The sequence below is a fragment of the Nostoc sp. DSM 114160 genome, assembly GCF_053470305.1.
This window is the reverse complement of record NZ_JBPFGO010000001.1, coordinates 2,439,586-2,457,339: the sequence shown is the minus strand read 5'-3', so window position 1 is coordinate 2,457,339 and position 17,754 is coordinate 2,439,586. Positions and strand designations below refer to the sequence as shown.

Annotated in this window: 10 protein-coding genes and 2 pseudogenes; 2 read left to right on the top strand and 10 right to left on the bottom strand. The window is 42.4% G+C overall.

Going from position 1 to position 17,754, the window contains the following annotated elements; genetic code table 11:
• The first annotated feature begins 157 nt into the window (after window positions 1–157).
• Window positions 158–2,683 (top strand): molybdopterin-containing oxidoreductase family protein, encoded by a 2,526-nt coding sequence (locus NSTCB13_RS11055; RefSeq protein WP_448269822.1) that lies wholly within the window; start codon window positions 158–160, stop codon window positions 2,681–2,683.
• A 345-nt stretch (window positions 2,684–3,028) separates the two neighbouring features.
• A protein-coding gene (locus NSTCB13_RS11050) for an IS630 family transposase (protein WP_448272402.1) occupies window positions 3,029–4,167 on the top strand; the annotation gives its coding sequence in 2 pieces (ribosomal slippage) (window positions 3,029–3,449 and window positions 3,449–4,167; 1,140 coding nt in all).
• A gap of 9 nt (window positions 4,168–4,176) precedes the next feature.
• On the opposite strand, the gene NSTCB13_RS11045 is transcribed toward NSTCB13_RS11050, so the two are convergent.
• The 10 genes and pseudogenes from NSTCB13_RS11045 to NSTCB13_RS11000 all read right to left on the bottom strand — a co-directional run bounded on the left by NSTCB13_RS11045 (window position 4,177) and on the right by NSTCB13_RS11000 (window position 17,698).
• On the bottom strand, window positions 4,177–9,639 hold the full coding sequence (locus NSTCB13_RS11045; RefSeq protein ID WP_448272400.1) for a phytase: 5,463 nt from the start codon (window positions 9,637–9,639) through the stop codon (window positions 4,177–4,179).
• A 97-nt stretch (window positions 9,640–9,736) separates the two neighbouring features.
• Window positions 9,737–9,988, bottom strand: a complete 252-nt coding sequence (locus NSTCB13_RS11040) for a hypothetical protein (protein WP_445629587.1) — start codon at window positions 9,986–9,988, stop codon at window positions 9,737–9,739.
• A 391-nt stretch (window positions 9,989–10,379) separates the two neighbouring features.
• Window positions 10,380–11,162, bottom strand: a complete 783-nt coding sequence (locus tag NSTCB13_RS11035) for a COP23 domain-containing protein (RefSeq protein WP_445629586.1) — start codon at window positions 11,160–11,162, stop codon at window positions 10,380–10,382.
• 570 nt (window positions 11,163–11,732) lie between these two features.
• Entirely contained in the window at window positions 11,733–11,903 is a 171-nt protein-coding gene (gene psb34, locus NSTCB13_RS11030; protein ID WP_194040917.1) for a photosystem II assembly protein Psb34, read from the bottom strand.
• 232 nt (window positions 11,904–12,135) lie between these two features.
• Window positions 12,136–12,306 carry a photosystem II assembly protein Psb34 gene (gene psb34 / locus NSTCB13_RS11025; protein WP_292736552.1) on the bottom strand — a complete coding sequence of 57 codons (171 nt, stop codon included), beginning with the start codon at window positions 12,304–12,306 and terminating at the stop codon, window positions 12,136–12,138.
• Window positions 12,307–12,748: 442 nt separating this feature from the next.
• Window positions 12,749–13,882, bottom strand: coding sequence for a HetZ-related protein 2 (locus tag NSTCB13_RS11020; protein WP_448273179.1), 1,134 nt, complete (start codon window positions 13,880–13,882; stop codon window positions 12,749–12,751).
• 174 nt (window positions 13,883–14,056) lie between these two features.
• A pseudogene (locus NSTCB13_RS11015) lies at window positions 14,057–14,266 on the bottom strand (hypothetical protein); the annotation flags it as partial.
• A gap of 35 nt (window positions 14,267–14,301) precedes the next feature.
• Window positions 14,302–14,880 carry a CHAT domain-containing protein gene (locus NSTCB13_RS11010; protein ID WP_445629585.1) on the bottom strand — a complete coding sequence of 193 codons (579 nt, stop codon included), beginning with the start codon at window positions 14,878–14,880 and terminating at the stop codon, window positions 14,302–14,304.
• A gap of 119 nt (window positions 14,881–14,999) precedes the next feature.
• On the bottom strand, window positions 15,000–16,634 hold the full coding sequence (locus tag NSTCB13_RS11005) for a mucoidy inhibitor MuiA family protein (protein ID WP_448272397.1): 1,635 nt from the start codon (window positions 16,632–16,634) through the stop codon (window positions 15,000–15,002).
• Window positions 16,635–16,755: 121 nt separating this feature from the next.
• A pseudogene (locus tag NSTCB13_RS11000) lies at window positions 16,756–17,698 on the bottom strand (LysR substrate-binding domain-containing protein).
• Between the last annotated feature and the right edge of the window lie 56 nt (window positions 17,699–17,754).

The following is a 17,754-nucleotide window of genomic DNA, read 5'->3' as shown; positions in this document are numbered from 1 at the left end:
TCAAAAATTTTGTGTATATTTCTGCTCGTATAATTTTTTTTGCATTTTTGTGTTAGTGATGAAATTGCCCAAGTATTTAGTTTTTAATAAAAAGCCGACTTTGCGATGTTTTTGTGAAAAGCTTTAGTCAGTGCGAAATAATAAGGAGACTATTTCCATGACATCAAAGGGCAGGAAAAAGACTTCACGACGTAGTTTCCTCCAAGGAGTAGCCATTAGCACAGCTGCGGTTACTGGAGTTGAGTTACTAAAAAAAGATGTGGCAGATGCAGCAGATGCTACAAGTGAAGGGCAGTGCGGGGAGATTCCTTCTCAAAGCACTGAATTTGACTTTACCGAGAAATCAGCAGCCTTACAGCCAGACAAAATTGTTAATAGTGCTTGCCAATTTTGTAATTCTCTGTGTCGTCTGAAAGTTCATATCAAAGACGGACGGATCGTAGATGTCTTAGGTGAGCCGGACGATCCAGTACAGGCTGGTGGTTTTTGCATCAAGGGGCCAATGATGACTGAGCTAGTCTACAATCGCTTTCGGCTAAAATATCCGATGAAGCGGGTTGCAGGAGAGAAAGGTTCACCAGATTCACAATTTGAGCAGATTTCTTGGGATGAAGCTCTTTCAATCATCGCCAGCAAGTTCTTGGCACTTAGAGATGCTGGAGAAGCTAGAGCGATCGCGAATAAAACTTCTGGTAGATTACCACGGGGAACAGGTTCTTTGGTCGGACGCTATTTCAATTTGTTGGGCAGTCCCAACGATACTGATGTCGGGCCTGTATGTAATGATGCTGGTGGCAATGCCTTGGCTTGGACATTTGGATTAGGCAATTTTACCAATGGTTATGGGATTGATGGCGCAACTAAAAAAGAAGACTTAGGCTCGGCTAAATTCTTCCTGTTTTTGGGTACGAATCAAGCAGAAACTCATCCTGTTACCTTTACTTACCTTTTGAGAAGCCGAGCGAAAACCAAAGCCAAATTAGTAGTCATCGACCCACGCTTAACTCCCACAGGAGCGCAAGCTGATGAGTGGATTGCACCCAAACCACACACAGACTTGGCTTTAGTCTTAGCAATGCTTTACCACATAGTTACTCATAACTTATATGATGCTGCTTTTATACAAAAGTGGGTGCTGGGTTTTGCAGAACTCAAAAAACACCTCAAGAGCAATAATTATACACCAGAATGGGCGGCAGAAATTACGGATGTTCCAGTATCAAAAATCAAATTTATAGCTGAAACTTATGCTAAAACCAAGCCTGCTGCTATTTTCTGCAATGCAGGCATTTCCCATCAACTGAATGCTTTTGATACTTACCGCTGTCTGGCATTCTTGGCGGCGATTACGGGCAATATTGGTATTCCTGGTGGTGGCTGCAATTTCATGCACAACACTTGGCCAGGGGGATTAAATCTACCACCGATTCAAGGCAAGATACCTAAAAAAGATATAGCTTTACCAGTTGGGCCGGATTATCTTAGCGAAGCTATCATCTCCGGTCAACCTTATCAACTCAAAGCACTCATAACTCAAGGCAATCCTCTGCTAGCTTGTTCCAACACAACTAAAGTACAACAGGCTTACCGCCAATTAGAATTTTATGTTTACACGGGATTATTTATGGAGGAATCGGCTTATTATGCCGACATCATCTTGCCCGTCACCAGTGGTTTTGAGATGGAAACTGTTTATATGCGACGAGACGATCGGGCAATTCGTTGGCAACAACAAGTAGTTGCGCCTGTAGGTGAATCAAAACCAGATTGGCACATTTGGATTGAATTAGCACACGCCACAGCTAAATTAGACAAACGTAATCCACCGCAATACTGGCAGGACAACTTTCCTTCTTCTTGGAAAGACTACCGCCATCTGTGGGCAACTTTTGTGGCGAACACTCCAGGCATGGCTGGTATGACTCAACAAAGGCTGAGTGAACGCACCGAACCCTTACGTTGGCCTTGCCCAACTGTAGATCATCCTGGTGTCAGCACTCTTTATCTGGATTGTTCGTCTTGGTATCAGGCCGCAGAAAGCCTGAATGTTGATAATATTGGTAAGCGATTTCTAACTCCTAGTGGAAAAGTGGAAATCTACACTTCAGAGTTACAAAAGCAGTTGACAAAAGCGGGACACTCTGCATTACCTATTTTCTATACCCACCCAGAAGTTACAGGTAGAAATCCGACAATCGAGTATCTAGCAGAACTAGTAAAAAATCCGGTGAATCCCCACGCACTGACTCACAATGTGAAGTTGGGAAAACTTTCGACTAATGAAATACATAAAAAGTACCCACTAATGGGGACTACTGGCAGGTCTAGTATAGTTCATTTTCATTCTGTTACTCACTGGACTTACACAGGCAAGCAAAAAAATGGTGTTCGCTTAGTACAAATTCACCCAAAAACCGCGCAAACTGCTGGTATTGAAAATGGTGACGAGATTATTGTTGAAAGTCCCAGAGGATCGATCAAAGGCACAGCATTGCTTTGGCAGGGAATTCGAGAAGATACTATTTTTGTACCTAATTGGTTTGGTTCCCAACAACAAATGGCTCAAGATTTAGGCACACCATACTATGAAGCAGCTAATGTCTTGATTGACCAAAAGTACTATGACAATCTTTCAGGACAGCAAGCTTTTAAATGTTTTGCGTGCCGAATAACAAAAGCATAATGGAAATTTAAAAGCACCAATCGAAGCATTATTGAAATCTTTGGGAAGTTGAAGCGATCGCATTTGACCTGATTTGAGAACAGACTGTTGAGTTTGATTGAGCAGAAATATGGGATGGTAGACTAAAAAAAATTGAGTAATTACGCCAAAGGCGAACGCGTCTTGGCATTTGTAGGCTGCGGGAGAACTTTATAAATAAGGGTTTTTGCAATCATTGAGTACAGCTTCATTAACTTTTGCTGTGTAATGAAGCTGTAACAATCATACTAGTAGTCTGGCAAGTCAACTTTGCAGGGTGAAACAGATTTTTGATAAGCTATTTGAAGTGTGGCTGCGGGTAACATCATGGCAAAGAAGTATACAGTAAATTTGAGTACAGAAGAAGTCGAAAAACTGCGATCGCTAATCAAAACAGGCAAGAGTAAAGCAAGGAGTATGACTCGCGCCCATATACTGTTGATGGCATGGGAGGGAGAAATTGACAAAGCGATCGCAGAATGTCTAAGAGTACACGTTTCAACCGTAGAGCGTACTCGTGCTAGATACGTAGAGGGAGGAATTGAATTAGCTGTACAAGACCGGCCTCATCCACCAAAACAACGTAAATTAGATGGTGAACAAGAAGCATTTCTGATTGCAACAGCTTGTTCTAGAGCACCATCAGGAAGAAATCGTTGGACGATGAAACTATTAGCAGAGCGCATAGTAAGTTTAAACATCGTAGATTCAGTTTCTAAAGAAACTGTTCGTTCCTATTTAAAAAAAACGAAATTAAACCTTGGTTAAAGGAACAATGGTGCATTCCCAAAGTAGATGCCGAGTATGTTTTACGGATGGAAGATTTACTAGATTTATATAGCCAACCAGATGACCCAAAACATCCAGTAATTTGTTTCGATGAACGCCCATATCCTTTATTAGAGGATATTAGAGAACCGTTACCACCCGAACCAGAGCAACCTCTTCGTTATGACTACGAGTATAAACGCAATGGGAGTGTCAATTTATTTGCAATTTTTGAACCTCATAAAGGTTGGCGGCATATTGAGGTTACACAACAGAGAACGAAAAAAGATTTTGCTTTACAAATGAAGAATTTAGTAGATATTCATTGTCCACAAGCCGAGTCAATTCGTCTGGTAGTTGATAACCTCAACACACATAATCCAGCTGCTTTGTACGAATTCTTTTCACCAGAAGAAGCACGTCGAATTGTCCAAAAACTAGAATTTCACTACACGCCTAAGCATGGGAGTTGGCTAAATCAAGTTGAGATTGAGTTATCCGTTTTAGCACGTCAATGCTTAGAAAGACGAATTGCTGACGTTCAAACACTATCTCAAGAAATCGCTTCTTGGCAGAGCGATCGCAATTCTAGTAAAGCGAGTGTAAATTGGCGCTTTAAAATTACGGATGCACGCAATAAAATGGGACGGTTATATCCGGATGTCTCACCTAGCAAAGTTGACTTGCCAGACTACTAGGCGAACAAATTAACCTACAACACTGCTAGAGAAAACAAAGTCATTTGCTGTGAGCCTAGTTGATGTAATTCCTAGCAATGAAACTAACTCGGTATTTCCGATTTTCACGATAGTATCACTACCCTGTTGCAATAGTGTCAGGGTATTAAACTGAGTAACACCAATACCGCCCAGCCCGATTTTATCAATGCCAACTGTAAAATCAGTCACAATGTTCTTGCTAGTTGGCAGACTGGCGTTAGCAATCCAGAATTGGTCAGCACCAGCACCACCACTCAAGCGATCGCTACCCCCTTGACCAGCAAATAGCAGATCGTCACCATCGCCACCAAACAGAGAATCATTGACATTAGAGAAGAGTTTGTCATCGCCAGAACCACCGTAGAGACGGTTATTGCTACCGTTACTTGTGAGGGTGTCGTTACCTGAGCCACCGAATAATGATTGACGAGAACCTTCAATTACTGTGAGATTATCATCACCTGCCGCCCCAAACAAATTATTACTACCATTGGCTTCCACCACAGTAATAACATCATCACCACTGCCACCATCGACACTGGTATTTTGAGCCGAGCCATTTTGACCGATAAATATGCGATCGCTACCATCTTCCCCGGAAACTGAAGAGTTATTCCCTGCAAGCACTGTATCATCTCCGTTTCCAGCTAGGATTGTGTTACCTTCAGCACCTTCTACAAAGTCTGCTCCATCACCTGCATTAAAGAATTGTCCTGGCTCAAGATTGACAGTATCGCTGTTGCTAGAACCAAAACCGTTCGGGAAAATAGGCTCTACACCTGTTAGGTTATTGGGTAATTCGAGAATACCCAGTTTTTCAGCAGCCGTATTACCTGTAATATTGAAATCGTTGTCGTTAATCAAAGCTAGAGTATTGGGTGCTACCAATGCTAGACCTTCTAATTTTTCCACCCCGGTGTAACCCAACTGAGCAGCATTAGCAATCAAACTCTTGCTGACAGGGGTAATATTGGCAGCAGCTAACTCCGCAGAGGTAAGTTGTTCAATAGTTTTACCAACTGGCAAGGTAAAGTTAGCAGGGTTGTTGATGTTGGTCGCCCCAGCTAAATCAATTTGGTAAATTAGTTTATTGCCAGCAGATGTAGCATTGTCATCTCGTTCAACTACTGCAAATTTGCCGTTACCCAAAGAAACTGCATCGCCAATCTTATCGGTTCCTAGTAGACCTTCTAGGCGATATAAATACTCTCCCGTTACCTGCTTGGTAACAATATCAAACTCTAGAATTCGCAGGTTGAGAGAAGCTTTGGAAGTCGCATCATTGGCGACATCTGGATTATCGATCGCACTCTGAATAAAGGCATATAATTTATTACCTTCTAGGGCGACAGCTTCAAATCCTCGATTATTGCGGCGTTGGGCATAAACTGCTGGCAATACCTCAGTGCCAAAAGTTCCGCTGGGTTGGTCTGGGTTGGGTGCTGTGGCAGTTCCTTGAGGGATAAAGCGGTCAATCAGCTTTCCATTAGTGTCAAAGTGGTAAATTGCCGGACGGTACTCATCCACCAACCAGTAATCTCCATTTTCCGCAACTACAATGCCTTCTAAGTCAGCACCCAAAGGATCGTTAGGTAGAACATTGTTGTCTAAGTCAACGGCAATTTCATCTGTGTAGGCTAAACCGTTTCCTACAGCTTGCAAGTTAGGCAATCCCGTTAATGGGGTCGTTCCATCTTGGCGAAATAGTTCTGTTCTGTTGGTAATGTTGATTTCACCTGTGGTGCGGTTGAGTTCAAAGCTGACTATTTCTGGTTGGAAGTCGGGTAATAAAAATGGTCTTTTGACACCATCAGGTTCTCCATTGGGGCCACGATCTGTGTTGGTGACAAATTTCAGGTTGCCATTTGCTGCAAACCCTTGGAAATACAACCCAGAAAAACCACCCAAGAAAATATCTTGATTTTTAGAGGTCGTGCCTAACTTCGGTAGATTTTCAAATTCATAGATAGTCAGCTTGGGTTGGGCAACAGGATTGCGAGGATCGTAACTAGTGGTATCGATATTTAGAGAATTGGGGAAGGCATTGGCTATATTTTCCCAAGGCACCAGTTTAAAGTTAGAGCTGATGTTTTCTTCTTCACCTTCATCGCTAACTATTTTGGCAGGTTCATTAGAACCATCTTGAGTGACAAATAAACCAAATGGGAAGTTAGGCCCCAGTGGCACATTAATTACATCAGCCCCATCTGACTCTTGCACGCTGTCAATTGACCCATTGTTACCAATGGCAAAGTTACCTACGTATTCGTTGTTACCTTCACGTGTGTAGGCAACAAAGGTGCTATTGCCTTGGCTGGATGCTAACAAGTAGCCTGTGCCGTTTTTGCCGTAATAAATAGTCAACCCTTCGGCATCATCGGTAAGGTGAGAACCACCCTCAAAACGGACGCGATCGATCAGCCTACCTGTTGTGCCACCGTCCGGTTCTGCCTGGAATTTCCAGATGCCCACATCTTCTTGGGCTATGTAGAGAAAGCCGGTTTCTTGGTCAACTACCATACCTTCTGTTTGAGGAGAACGCCCTTCTGTGGTAGGTGAGGGGATGGTAAATTCCCGCACCAGTTCAGCGCCAATTTTGCCATTCCCTTTGTCAATCAATTTGAACTGAGCTATATCTCCAGTTTCTCGCCGACTGGTAAAGACATAGTAATCATTAGTTATGGGGCTACGGTATAAGGTAACTCCGTAAGAACTGCGAGTTGATGCAGAATAGGGAGGTTCAAAAGGTGCTGTTTGGAAGATAGTACCAATATTGCTATCAGTGATATCTTCCAAATATTGTCCGGGGGTAGTGGGGTTGGGGTTGATTTTGAAGATTGCTAGTTTATCATTGTTGCGATCGCTAGCTACGGCAATATCAATAGATTGATTGCCTAATTTAAAACCGTATTGCAGGTCAATGTTATTGTAACGAATGCCACCAGGATTAACTGTTTGTAACAAATTGCCAGACAAGTCATAAACCCGCAGTCCGGCATTTTTGACTGAGGTTAGTACTAGGCTATCGGCAGAATTTGCGGCATTGACATAGATGGCAGGATCATCAGCATCAGCATTTCGATCTACAGCAGCTAGCGCTGGATCTTCATCGTCAAATAAAGCAGGACGAGTTTCTAGTGTAGGAGCAGCGGTCGGAACTAAGTCTGCACCCAAAGTGAGGATTTGGGTATATTGGGTACTACCAAAGTTGTTGTCACTTACCAGCACAATCGACTGACGACCATCTGCTAATTTGGGGCCGAAGGCAAGACCTTCTATATTATCCACTCCTGTAATCGGGTGGTTTGCATCAGTAGGCAGATTCAGGTCAGTTAAATTCAACAGCAGTCGTTTTTGAGCGGGTTTAATAGCTGCTAGTTGTTCAGTACTCAGATTGTTGAGAGAATCGTAGAAACTGATGTCAGTTGCACCTTGCAAAGAAACTTCGTAGATTTTGATCGTGTTGCCTACACCTTGTGCAAAGGAACGTTCTAACGCCAGTAATGTGCCTCGATTATCTATTGCTAATAAGTCTGCCAAACCATTGTCAGCGGAGCCTGTGCTAGGGTTGGGTGCTTCGGGAATGGCATCAGTAATATAGAGGTATTCTTTTTCTGGTTGTCCAGTAACTAGATTGTATTGCAGAATCCGGGAAGGGCTGCCACTGGTGAGCGAAGCCTTTAATCCATCTTGGGACAACGCGTTTTCAGTCGCAGTGAATAAGGTTTTCTGGTCGGGTGTAATGGTGAGGCTTTCAAAAGCTAAGTTATTGTAAACACCTGATGTCTGCGTATCACCTGCATCGATAACACCATTGCTGTTGCTGTCTTCTAGTACTGGTAGAAATTTGCTGGGGACAAATAGCGATCGCACTTCTTGCCCTGTGGTTAGCGAAAACTCTTTAATAAAAGGATTGGTAACACGACCAGCAGTAGGATTAACTTCGCCCTCTGAGGAGATGAAGACTGTCCCATTATTGGTTAAAGCGATACCTTCTGGATCTAGGCTGTTAGTTGCAAAAAAGTTGCCGTTGGTATCTTTTAGGGGTGTAACATTAGTAAAATTCACCCCAGAATTGGTAGCAGTGAAGGTATAAAAACGGGCAGGGGCAACTTGAGAGCGATCGTCTGAGATTGCATAGTAGCGGTTGTTAACTGCATCGTAGGTTACACCAGATAGTCCGCCTAGTGGAGTTTGTACCCCATTCACAGTTCCCGCCACGCCAGCAGGAATAAAGCCTGTGGCAAAAGTACTCTGCCCTACAAATCCAACATTGGGAATGGTTTTACCTGGTTCGGTTGCTCCGGTTTGCACATCTGCGAACACCAAGCGATGGTCAGAACTGGGGAAGGGAAAAGTACCTACCAAAGGAAATGTTGAATCAGTATTTAGAGGCCAAAATACTCCTGAGTTGGCAATTGTCAGGTTAGCGGAAGGTAGCACATAGTCAGTCCGCAGGTTTCCGGGAGTCGTATCGGCAAAGTCTGCGGTGTCAAAGCTAGGATTACCCTTTTGGCTAGCGTTTGCACCAGCTTGTAAGTCTGCTTGTTGGCGCGCACCCAGACTGGTAGGGATGACATTAGTATTGATATTGGGATTTTGCAACAATTGACGAATAGAGTTGTCAAAACTATCACCATCCAACGGATCTGCATTTTGATCGCCCACAATCACAAAGCTCGATCCAGTAGCAATACCGCCAGTTTTACCCTCATCATCGTAAATGTAATTACCATTACCAGGGGTAATATAGTCTGCCCAAAAGCGGATCTCGTCGTGGTTGCGCTTACCGTTGCGGTCTTCCACACCATCAAAGGTTGGGGGTGTGGGGTGGCTGGCGAGGACATGAATTGTCTCACCGTTTACTTGGATGGGTATATCCCAGTGACTTTTAGAAGAAAGGCGTAGGACTGCCAATTCCTCCTGAGAATACCAATCATTTGGCTGTGGTGTTGTCGGATCGTCAGGAAGCAAAGCATTAGGCATATCCTTCCATAGAAAATTTTGAAAGGTGCGGATGTTGGCAGTATCGATGGGATATTTGGATAACAGCAACATCCCATATTGACCAGGGAAATTCCCGAATCCGAAAGCATCATCGCCATATCCCAATTCGCCTGGGGTTGTAACTGTTGTGCCATTGTTGTTCAAGTCAAAACCAGAGGCAATACCTGTATTGGAAGGAGCGATGTAGAAGTAGGGGTAGTCAACGGGTGTTGTACCATTCTGGCTAACGGCTAGGTAATTTTGCCGGAATAATTGAACTGCCTCCGGGGAGTAGTCAAACTCGTTAATTAGCAACACATCCGGGTTATTACGCTGGATAATTTCTGCAACTGCCTTTGCTTGAGCGTTGTCAGGGGTAGACAAATCGCTGACTAACTGACCTTCGGCATTACGATTCAAAGAAGCGTTGAATTGAGAAAAGCGAATTGTATTAGTAGTTACCATGTTTAATTCTGAGATAGATTCTAGATATGAGACTGCTTTGAAAATTGGGAATAAGGAACCGCAGAGGCGCAGAGTACACAGAGAAATCGGAGTTTGATTAAATCTGCGTTAAATAAAGACGAAACGAGTAACAGCCACTGTCGAATATCTGATTGCTGCTAGCATTCCAACATTCCGTATTCCATACAAACGAAGATTCAGTACTACCAATGGTGGTTGGACTCGAAACTGTGCCGTCACTGAAATAAATAGTTGTATTCGGATCTATATTTACAAATGTGACAATAGACCAGCCATTTTCATTAGCATTGAAAGAGATAAAAGCAATATCGCCTTGTGTCAAAGCCATGAATAACGTCTCCTTCAATTTATTTTGTATTGTTTGAAAATTGCCTGAAAAGCTGATGTTCAGTAATAATTTGCCAACATAATCAAGTCACATTAGCAATCGCAAGATCGCTATTAAAAAAAACTATTTTTTAGTCAAAAAAGCTACGGTTTTTACTAGTATTAATCCCTATTCAGCAACCTCAAGTTATCTCAGCAACGTTAAGAAACTGCTAGCAAAAGGTTAAAAGAATAAATAATATACAGTTGGATTTAGATCCCCGACATTTTGAATAAGTCCGAGGGACAGCAATTTTATGTCCATAAAAAAAGGCAGACATCTTGTCCGCCCCACAATAAGTAGTTGGATATTTTTTATTTGAAAGTCATTTTGTATTAAAAGCCACTCTTGCTTACCGGAATTTACCAGGGTTGAGACGAACACCGTTAGGTTGAGACTGACGACGAATTGCAACTCCACTCCGCAAATTGTTTCCAGTACCACCATCTTGACGATCGAGGAAAGGTTTCAGATTAATCCCACTTCTAGATGAGCTAATCCGATTATTGCCACCGCCTAGAAGTGTGCGTCCTAAATTATATAATTCGTTGCCTCCACTACTGCGATCGCCATAAGTGTTAACGGCAATAGTTTGTTGTCCACTGTCAGCAGTAGTCAAGTTTTGGAAAATGCTATTGCGGATAACGTAGGGATCTTTGCCACGAGGGACTGTCAACACAATTCTACAGGTTGGGTTAGCTTCTGTTGTGACGCAGACAATATTTTCGTTATTTTCTACGGCTGTCTGGAGTTCTTGTAAACCATCTGGGCGATAAAGTTCCAAACGACTGGCAATTGCTGTACAACGCCTTTGTGCGTCCCAACCACCACCTAAAGCCGCAGGTGCTGCCCAAGGAAAGAATTGTCCTGGTTGACTTTGTGGCTGGTACATGACAGTATACTGTCCATTATAAGTCTGACAGGTAAACCGGGTTGTACCATCAGCAGAGGGTGAAGGTGGTACACCTGTGGATGTGTCTATTGGGACTGGTGCTGATGTGCCACCTGATGGTACTGTTGGTACTACTACACCATCGCCATTAGAATCATATTGCGCCATTGCTGCCGAATTGCCCAGACACAAAGATAAGCCAAGACTGCCCAAAGATATCAACCGCAGCATTTGTGATGACATAAATCATCCTCCAGGAGAAATAAGTAGGGAATTGATAGTTTCAGTGACGAATAATTCTGGCTTTTGATTCAGCAAAAACCTATTTTTTTCCTCTCTTGCTTTTTTCTGTGGGAGTAGCTTTTTCACCCGTGCTTGAATTTCTGTATAATGCCCCACTTCTTGATAGGCGTAACGGTTGTAGCACTTATTTGCTTAAACTGAGTCACTCAAATACTTGAAAATTTTATTTGTATATGCTAGGGCAAATTATTTGGATCGATACCTTGAGATTGTAGATAGGCAATTAGCCGTTCTTTTTGCTGCGTTCCTGTTCAATTTGTTCCACTGCCCAAAGTAACAAATTACCTGCCTCATCCCACCAGCGCAACCAGTAACCAGTTCTGGCTTCTTTTGTTCCTTATTTTATGGCTGACCAGTGGTTTGTTGCTGACGGGGCGATAAAAAAAGCTAGGATGCAGATAAAATCGCACTGATTCTCAACAAACACAAAAAACCCCGGCTAATTTAGCCGAGGTAAAGTCGAGAAGTGAGATTGACGATGAGATACAACGATACTGAAATCAAAAAATCTTAGCTAACACTAAAACCAACCAAAACTAAAGCGGTGACGATTAAAGTTGCAAAAAGACCCTGTAAAACGTATTTACGTTGTTCCCAAATTGCTGGGTACTCAGCATAGTACATTTTGGGTTCTGCTGCGTAGTTGTTGAGAATGCCGTCTTCGTTGGTGGTGGTGTACATAGTTTTTTCTTTTTTTCTTTTGTTATCTTATGTAAATAAATATAACAATTTCGTTACAAATGGTCAACATGGCTTGACAAAAAAAGACTGATAGTAAATATAAAAATGACTTATCAGCACACTACCACCGTTTGGGATACGTAAAACACAAAAAACCCCGGCGAAACTAACCGGGGTTATAGAGAGAAGTCTGAATGACGATGAGATACAGCGATACTGAAATCAAAAAATCTTAGCTAACACTAAAACCAACCAAAACTAAAGCGGTGACGATTAAAGTTGCAAAAAGACTTTGTAAAACGTATTTACGTTGTTCCCAAATTGCTGGGTACTCAGCGTAGTACATCTTGGGTTCTGCTGCGTAGTTGTTGAGAATGCCGTCTTCGTTAGTGGTGGTATACATGGTTTTTTCTTTGTTTTGTTATCTTATGTAAATAAATATAACGTTTTTGTTACAATTGGTCAATAAGACTTGACAAAAAAAAGACTCATGGTTGAGATAAAGCTAACTTATCTGCGATCGCAAATTCTGGCGAAGCAGTTCGAGCCTGCCAAAGTTAGATACCTCTCAAGATTTGTCGGTTAAGGGGCAATACGCTTGGGTTAAGGCTAAAATCTTTTAAAGTCAATTTTTTTAACGTAGATTTCGTGCAGCGTCTGTCTGCGACACGCTGCGCGAACGTAGAGAAGCTGATTGCCGCAGACTACCACAGAGGCGCAGAGAACACTGAGAGAAGAAAAAATGCTTAACTCGGCTGTATTAAGTTAAGGAGAAAAGGAAAGAAAAAACCTTTAGCCAACCTTGTATATAATAATTTGAGAAAAAATATCAATAAGCCCTCGGCTTACTCTTGGGTTCTTAAAGCTTGGGCTGCAAGATAGACTTTCGTCCATTCACCTAGCACTTGATGGGTTTTGAGTTTTAACTGTTCGGCTATGGCTTCTATTGAATTACCTGCTCTGCGCAAATCTAAGATTTGTCGCCCTAGAGAAGTCAATTTTTCATCAAGTTGCTGCCATTGGTTTTGGGTTAATCCCAAGTTATGTTCTTGCAAGGAAATTGAGAGCCAGTTGTCTACGAGTTCTGGATTGCCTTTGAGGGCAAAAACACGTACAGCATGGTAACTAATTTTTTCTCGCAGACGGTAGACTTCTTTAGTTGGCTTATTCAGTTTTTTGGCGATCTCTTCTTGGGACTTCCCTTGCAGATACAGCCGCAGCCATTCCACTGCTTCTGTGCCGAGATTTTCTTGTAAATAATTTTCAAATTCTTTTTGTACTGACTGGCGCAGCCCTTGTTGTTCTTCTAGTTGTTGTGCTTCAATATATTCTGCGATCGCCTGATTATCGACTAAGTTAACTCGATTGTCACTGTCGTCTGTGAGAACTTCTTCTGAGACTAGGCGAACCAAATCACGTCCCGGCACTTGGGTTAAACCACCGCGCTGAGTGCGACGCAAATAATTCACAAATCGGTAAGCTAATAGGGGTTGATTCCTTACTGGTCGCAGACAATATTCTTCTAAACTGGCAAATAGCAGAGCATCTCCCAATCGTCTATCGGTTGTATATTTGGCAATATCAGCCATTTGCTGTTGCATCTGGCTGTCGTTTTGGAGTAACTCTTGGAGTACTTCTTGTAACACATCCATTACACTACGCTGTCGATCGCGGCTGAGGGAAACCCAAGTCTGAATTTTATTCCGTAATGTTACTAAACTCCCCAATCGGGTTATCAAGTTGCGATAAGCACGTTCTCGCCCCAACCCCAAGTAGCGTTGACGTAAAATCCTCCAGCGATATTCCATCGCTTGCTTGGCGATATCTAGTTCTTTAGGATTATACAGATCGAACCGTTTTGAGTCAGATCCCAACAGCCAGAGAATAATGCTTTGCCTTGCGGCTTCATTTTGGTCTGGACATTCCACAGCCAAGCGCTTTTGCCAATCTAGAGCCAGTTTTTCCACATCCGTTGTCATAGTGAGATTGCCTTCCTCAAAACCCAGTCTGAGGGTGGCGATTCCCTGCCTCCTAGAACCTCCATACTCTATATACTCGACAATAGTTTCCTTTTGCTCCGAGTTTGTGGTGAATACTCTAAGTTGTGGGGTAGCGGTTTCCTGTATTGAAGAAGCTACAACCTGTACATTCTGGACAGGAATACCCAATATTTCAGTCAGCTTTCCTTCTCTGAACAGAGCCAAAATCTTCTCCATCCCCTCTTGGGAGCCTTCCAAAACTAACTTTACACTGCCTGTCTCAATTCTCTGTAGTGTCAAAGATGCATCTCCGGAAATTTGACGCAAATGAGCAATAATAGCTTCTGCTAGTGGCTTGTTAACTTCATCAATAGTGGCGCTCAATACAAATATATATTTAACAGGTTCTGGGTTATTCTTTACCTGTTTTTTTTTTCGTAAAGAACTGGGGTTAAATGTTCTGGAATACCTTCTATTTGAATCTCTACACAGCCAAACTTGTAAGCTTTATCAATTGAGCGGTTTGCAGCAAGTGCTTTGTAAAATCCAACAGCAAATGCGATCGCAGCCTTATCCCCAATTGCTTGATTCATACCAATAATGAAATTGATGTGCTGAGAAATTGCTTTTGCCTGAGTTTCTGAATAACAAGCATTCAAGATTACACAATTGACTTGTTCATCTACAAGTGCAAACAATGCCGCTAAAGCATCGGGTGTGACAGACTGAATTTTTCCTAATTCATCTTCAAAACAAAGCTCGCCAGTATTTGTACCATGACCAGAAAAATGTACAATATGAGGCTCAAAATCTAGTAGTGCCTGACTGATATCGCCTGGACGCACTGACATTCGTTGCTCTAGTACAAACTTCTCTCGGTATTTCCCAAGTTGTAGTCTTTCCTGAATATCTCGCAACTCTTGCCCCAAACGTAGCCGAGAAGCATCACTAGGATCGGATGCTAAAAACAATATTTTAATTGGATGATCGCTGTTCATGCAGAGGCATCGCACAAGTTTAATTGCTTATAATATAGCTTCCAAAGGTTCTTGAATGCGCAGCAGATTCTCGTCAGACATCGCATTCAGCCATCTCTCCGATTTAAAATATCTATAATTTAAATATCTAATCCAACTACCATTAAGTCGGGCGGATGTTCAACATTAAACTGGTAATATATCTCTCGTCGCTCTTGGGCTGGAAAAGTTAACAGCCATTCTAAAATCCCCATTTCACCGAGTTGAATTTGTGGATTGCTGCGACTGAGGCGTACTTTAATTTGCTCGTTGCGGCTAACTGGCAATTGTTCAGTTAATTTTAGATTTACTTCTTTCTCTAGTAAGTTAGTAACAATCAACCGATAACTATAAGTAATCCGGCGCTGGTTGCTAATTAATCTTTTATCTACCAGGCGTTCAACTAAGTCGCGCTCAATTTTTAAACCTTCGTCAATTCCTAAGTTCAGTTTGAATTCTTGCCCTGGTGCAATATTTTCTAACTGAGTTGTCCCAATAAAAACGTTATCGCGGAAAATATTCGCTTTGCCTGGTAACAAAGTCGCACCGTTGAGACTATTTTTCACATTCGCTTGCAGATAAGCAAAACTTACCAAGCGCGGCATTGCTACATAATCGAAGCTACAAGGATAATCATCGTTGAAAATCGTAGTTTTATGAGGTGCGCCATCGCTGGGAATGTTACCACCGCCATTCAATTTAAAGGTGACTACACTCCCTTCTTTGGATACTTCTGCTGTAATGGTTTCTGCTGGAATCAGACTATCTTCTGCAACTTCGTCTTGTTCTTCTTGCCAATCCACTCTGGCAGCAGAAGCAGGTGGCTCTGGTATGCTAGGGAGTAGTGGTGGCTGGGCAGCAAATCGAGCTCGTCGCATTCTTTGAGGAAGTGGCGTATCAATATACCAGGGTTCAAGTTTGGGTGGAAGTGTACCTAATCCCGGTTTAGCGGTAGAAAGAGTGAGATTTGCACCAATCCAATCTTCGCCAGTGCTTTGAGTGATTTCTGCAAGGTAACTCAGATGTACAATATCGCTGGTAGTGCTAAAGCGCAAGTCATAAAGCGGATTCCAACTAGCGCGATTTACTATGTAGGATATTTCTAATTCAAATTCGCCTTCACCCGCGACTTCAACGGCTACAACTAAGCTAAAACTCTCTTTAGGATGGGGCGTTTGGATTATTTGCAATGAGGTGTGGAGTGCTTGGAGTTGTTTGTCTAATTCCTGCTGTTGAGTTTTGCACTCTCCAGATGCGATCGCATATTCACTATACTGGCTGCCGAGAAAGTTGAGGAAATCTAAAGTTTCGCTCAGGCTGAGATTTTTCCGAGACAAACTTTGTGCAAAGGGTTCTTCTGTTTTTTCACGTAAGCCAGCGATAAAACTAGATTGCAATGCCAAAGCGTCTACTTGGGCTTGCAGGTGGCGTTTTTCTGCTTCTAATTGCTGAATTTGCCTTGTTAGATGTGCTACTCGTTCTGCCACAGGTTCAGTAGTGTAGATGCGATCGCTACTAACTCCCATCAAGCGCACCCCTACCGTACCTGTACCGCTAACCCGAACAGACTCAGTTTCTAGAGTCATTGGCACTGGGGTAATTACTAATTCCTGTTCAATTCCTGTTAAATCAACTACACCTCGCCGTGTAACCAATGCTCTGTCAGAATACACTGTAACAGCTACAATCTCGCTTTGTACTGTTTTGCGCCAAGATGGTATTTCCGGGTTAACCACTGCCAGTTTTCCCCCATTTTTAATGATTCTGCTGGTTAATTGTCAATGTTTATCGGTCTAACAGTCAACCCCTTTAGAGAATTCGTAATTCACAATTACGAACTACGAATTACGAATTCTCTTATCCATGAATTGGTTCAAAAGTACTATAAGCAGTATCAGCTTTTTGTTTAACAATATTTTTTGCCGCTGCTAGTAGATACTCATAATAGGCACGAGCGACGATAGATAGCTGCTTGCCAGATGGATAAACCATGTACCAATCCCGCTGAATGGGGAAGTGTTGCACATCTAAAATGCTGAACTCTGAAGCGTCTGATAGTAAGGTATGACGTGATAAAACAGAAATTCCTAAACCACCTGCGATCGCTTGTTTAATTGCTTCGTTACTTCCCAATTCTAGCTTGACTTTTACTACTACCCCTTCTTCTTCAAAGAGCTTTTGGACGGCGCGACGAGTTCCTGAACCTGGTTCCCGCATAATAAAAGGTTCGTTAGACAGGCGTTGTATAGGAATATTTTTTTCTTTGGATAAAGGATGATTAGTCGGTGCAAAGACTATCAAAGGATTTTCTAGAAATGGTTCGCAAGTCACATCGATATTGTCTGGAATTTGACTCATAATATATAAGTCATCCAAATTTTGACTCATCCGTTCTAAAATTTGTTCGTGATTTGTTACTTGCAGCGAGATATCAATCCCTGGATAAAGTTCGCAAAATGGCCCTAACAAACGTGGGATAAAATATTTTGCTGTTGTAATCACTGCCAAACGTAATTGTCCCTGTTTTAGCCCTTTTAAATCTGCCACCTTCATTTCATACTGGGCTATATTGTGAAAAATCTGCCGACAAGTAGCAAACAATTCCCGTCCCTGCCTCTGTCAGATACAATCGCTTCCCCACTTGCTCAAATAATGGCAAACCTACTGATTTTGTGAGTTGCTTGATCTGCATAGAAACGGTAGGTTGGGTAAGAAACAATTCCTCAGCAGCACGAGTAAAGCTACTGTGCCGTGCCGCTGCCTCGAACACCTTTAACTGGTGCAGCGTCGCTTGGTTCAAGAGTGATTCTCCTATATATAGCGATTAATAGATATAAAACTAGTATTGCTGAACAC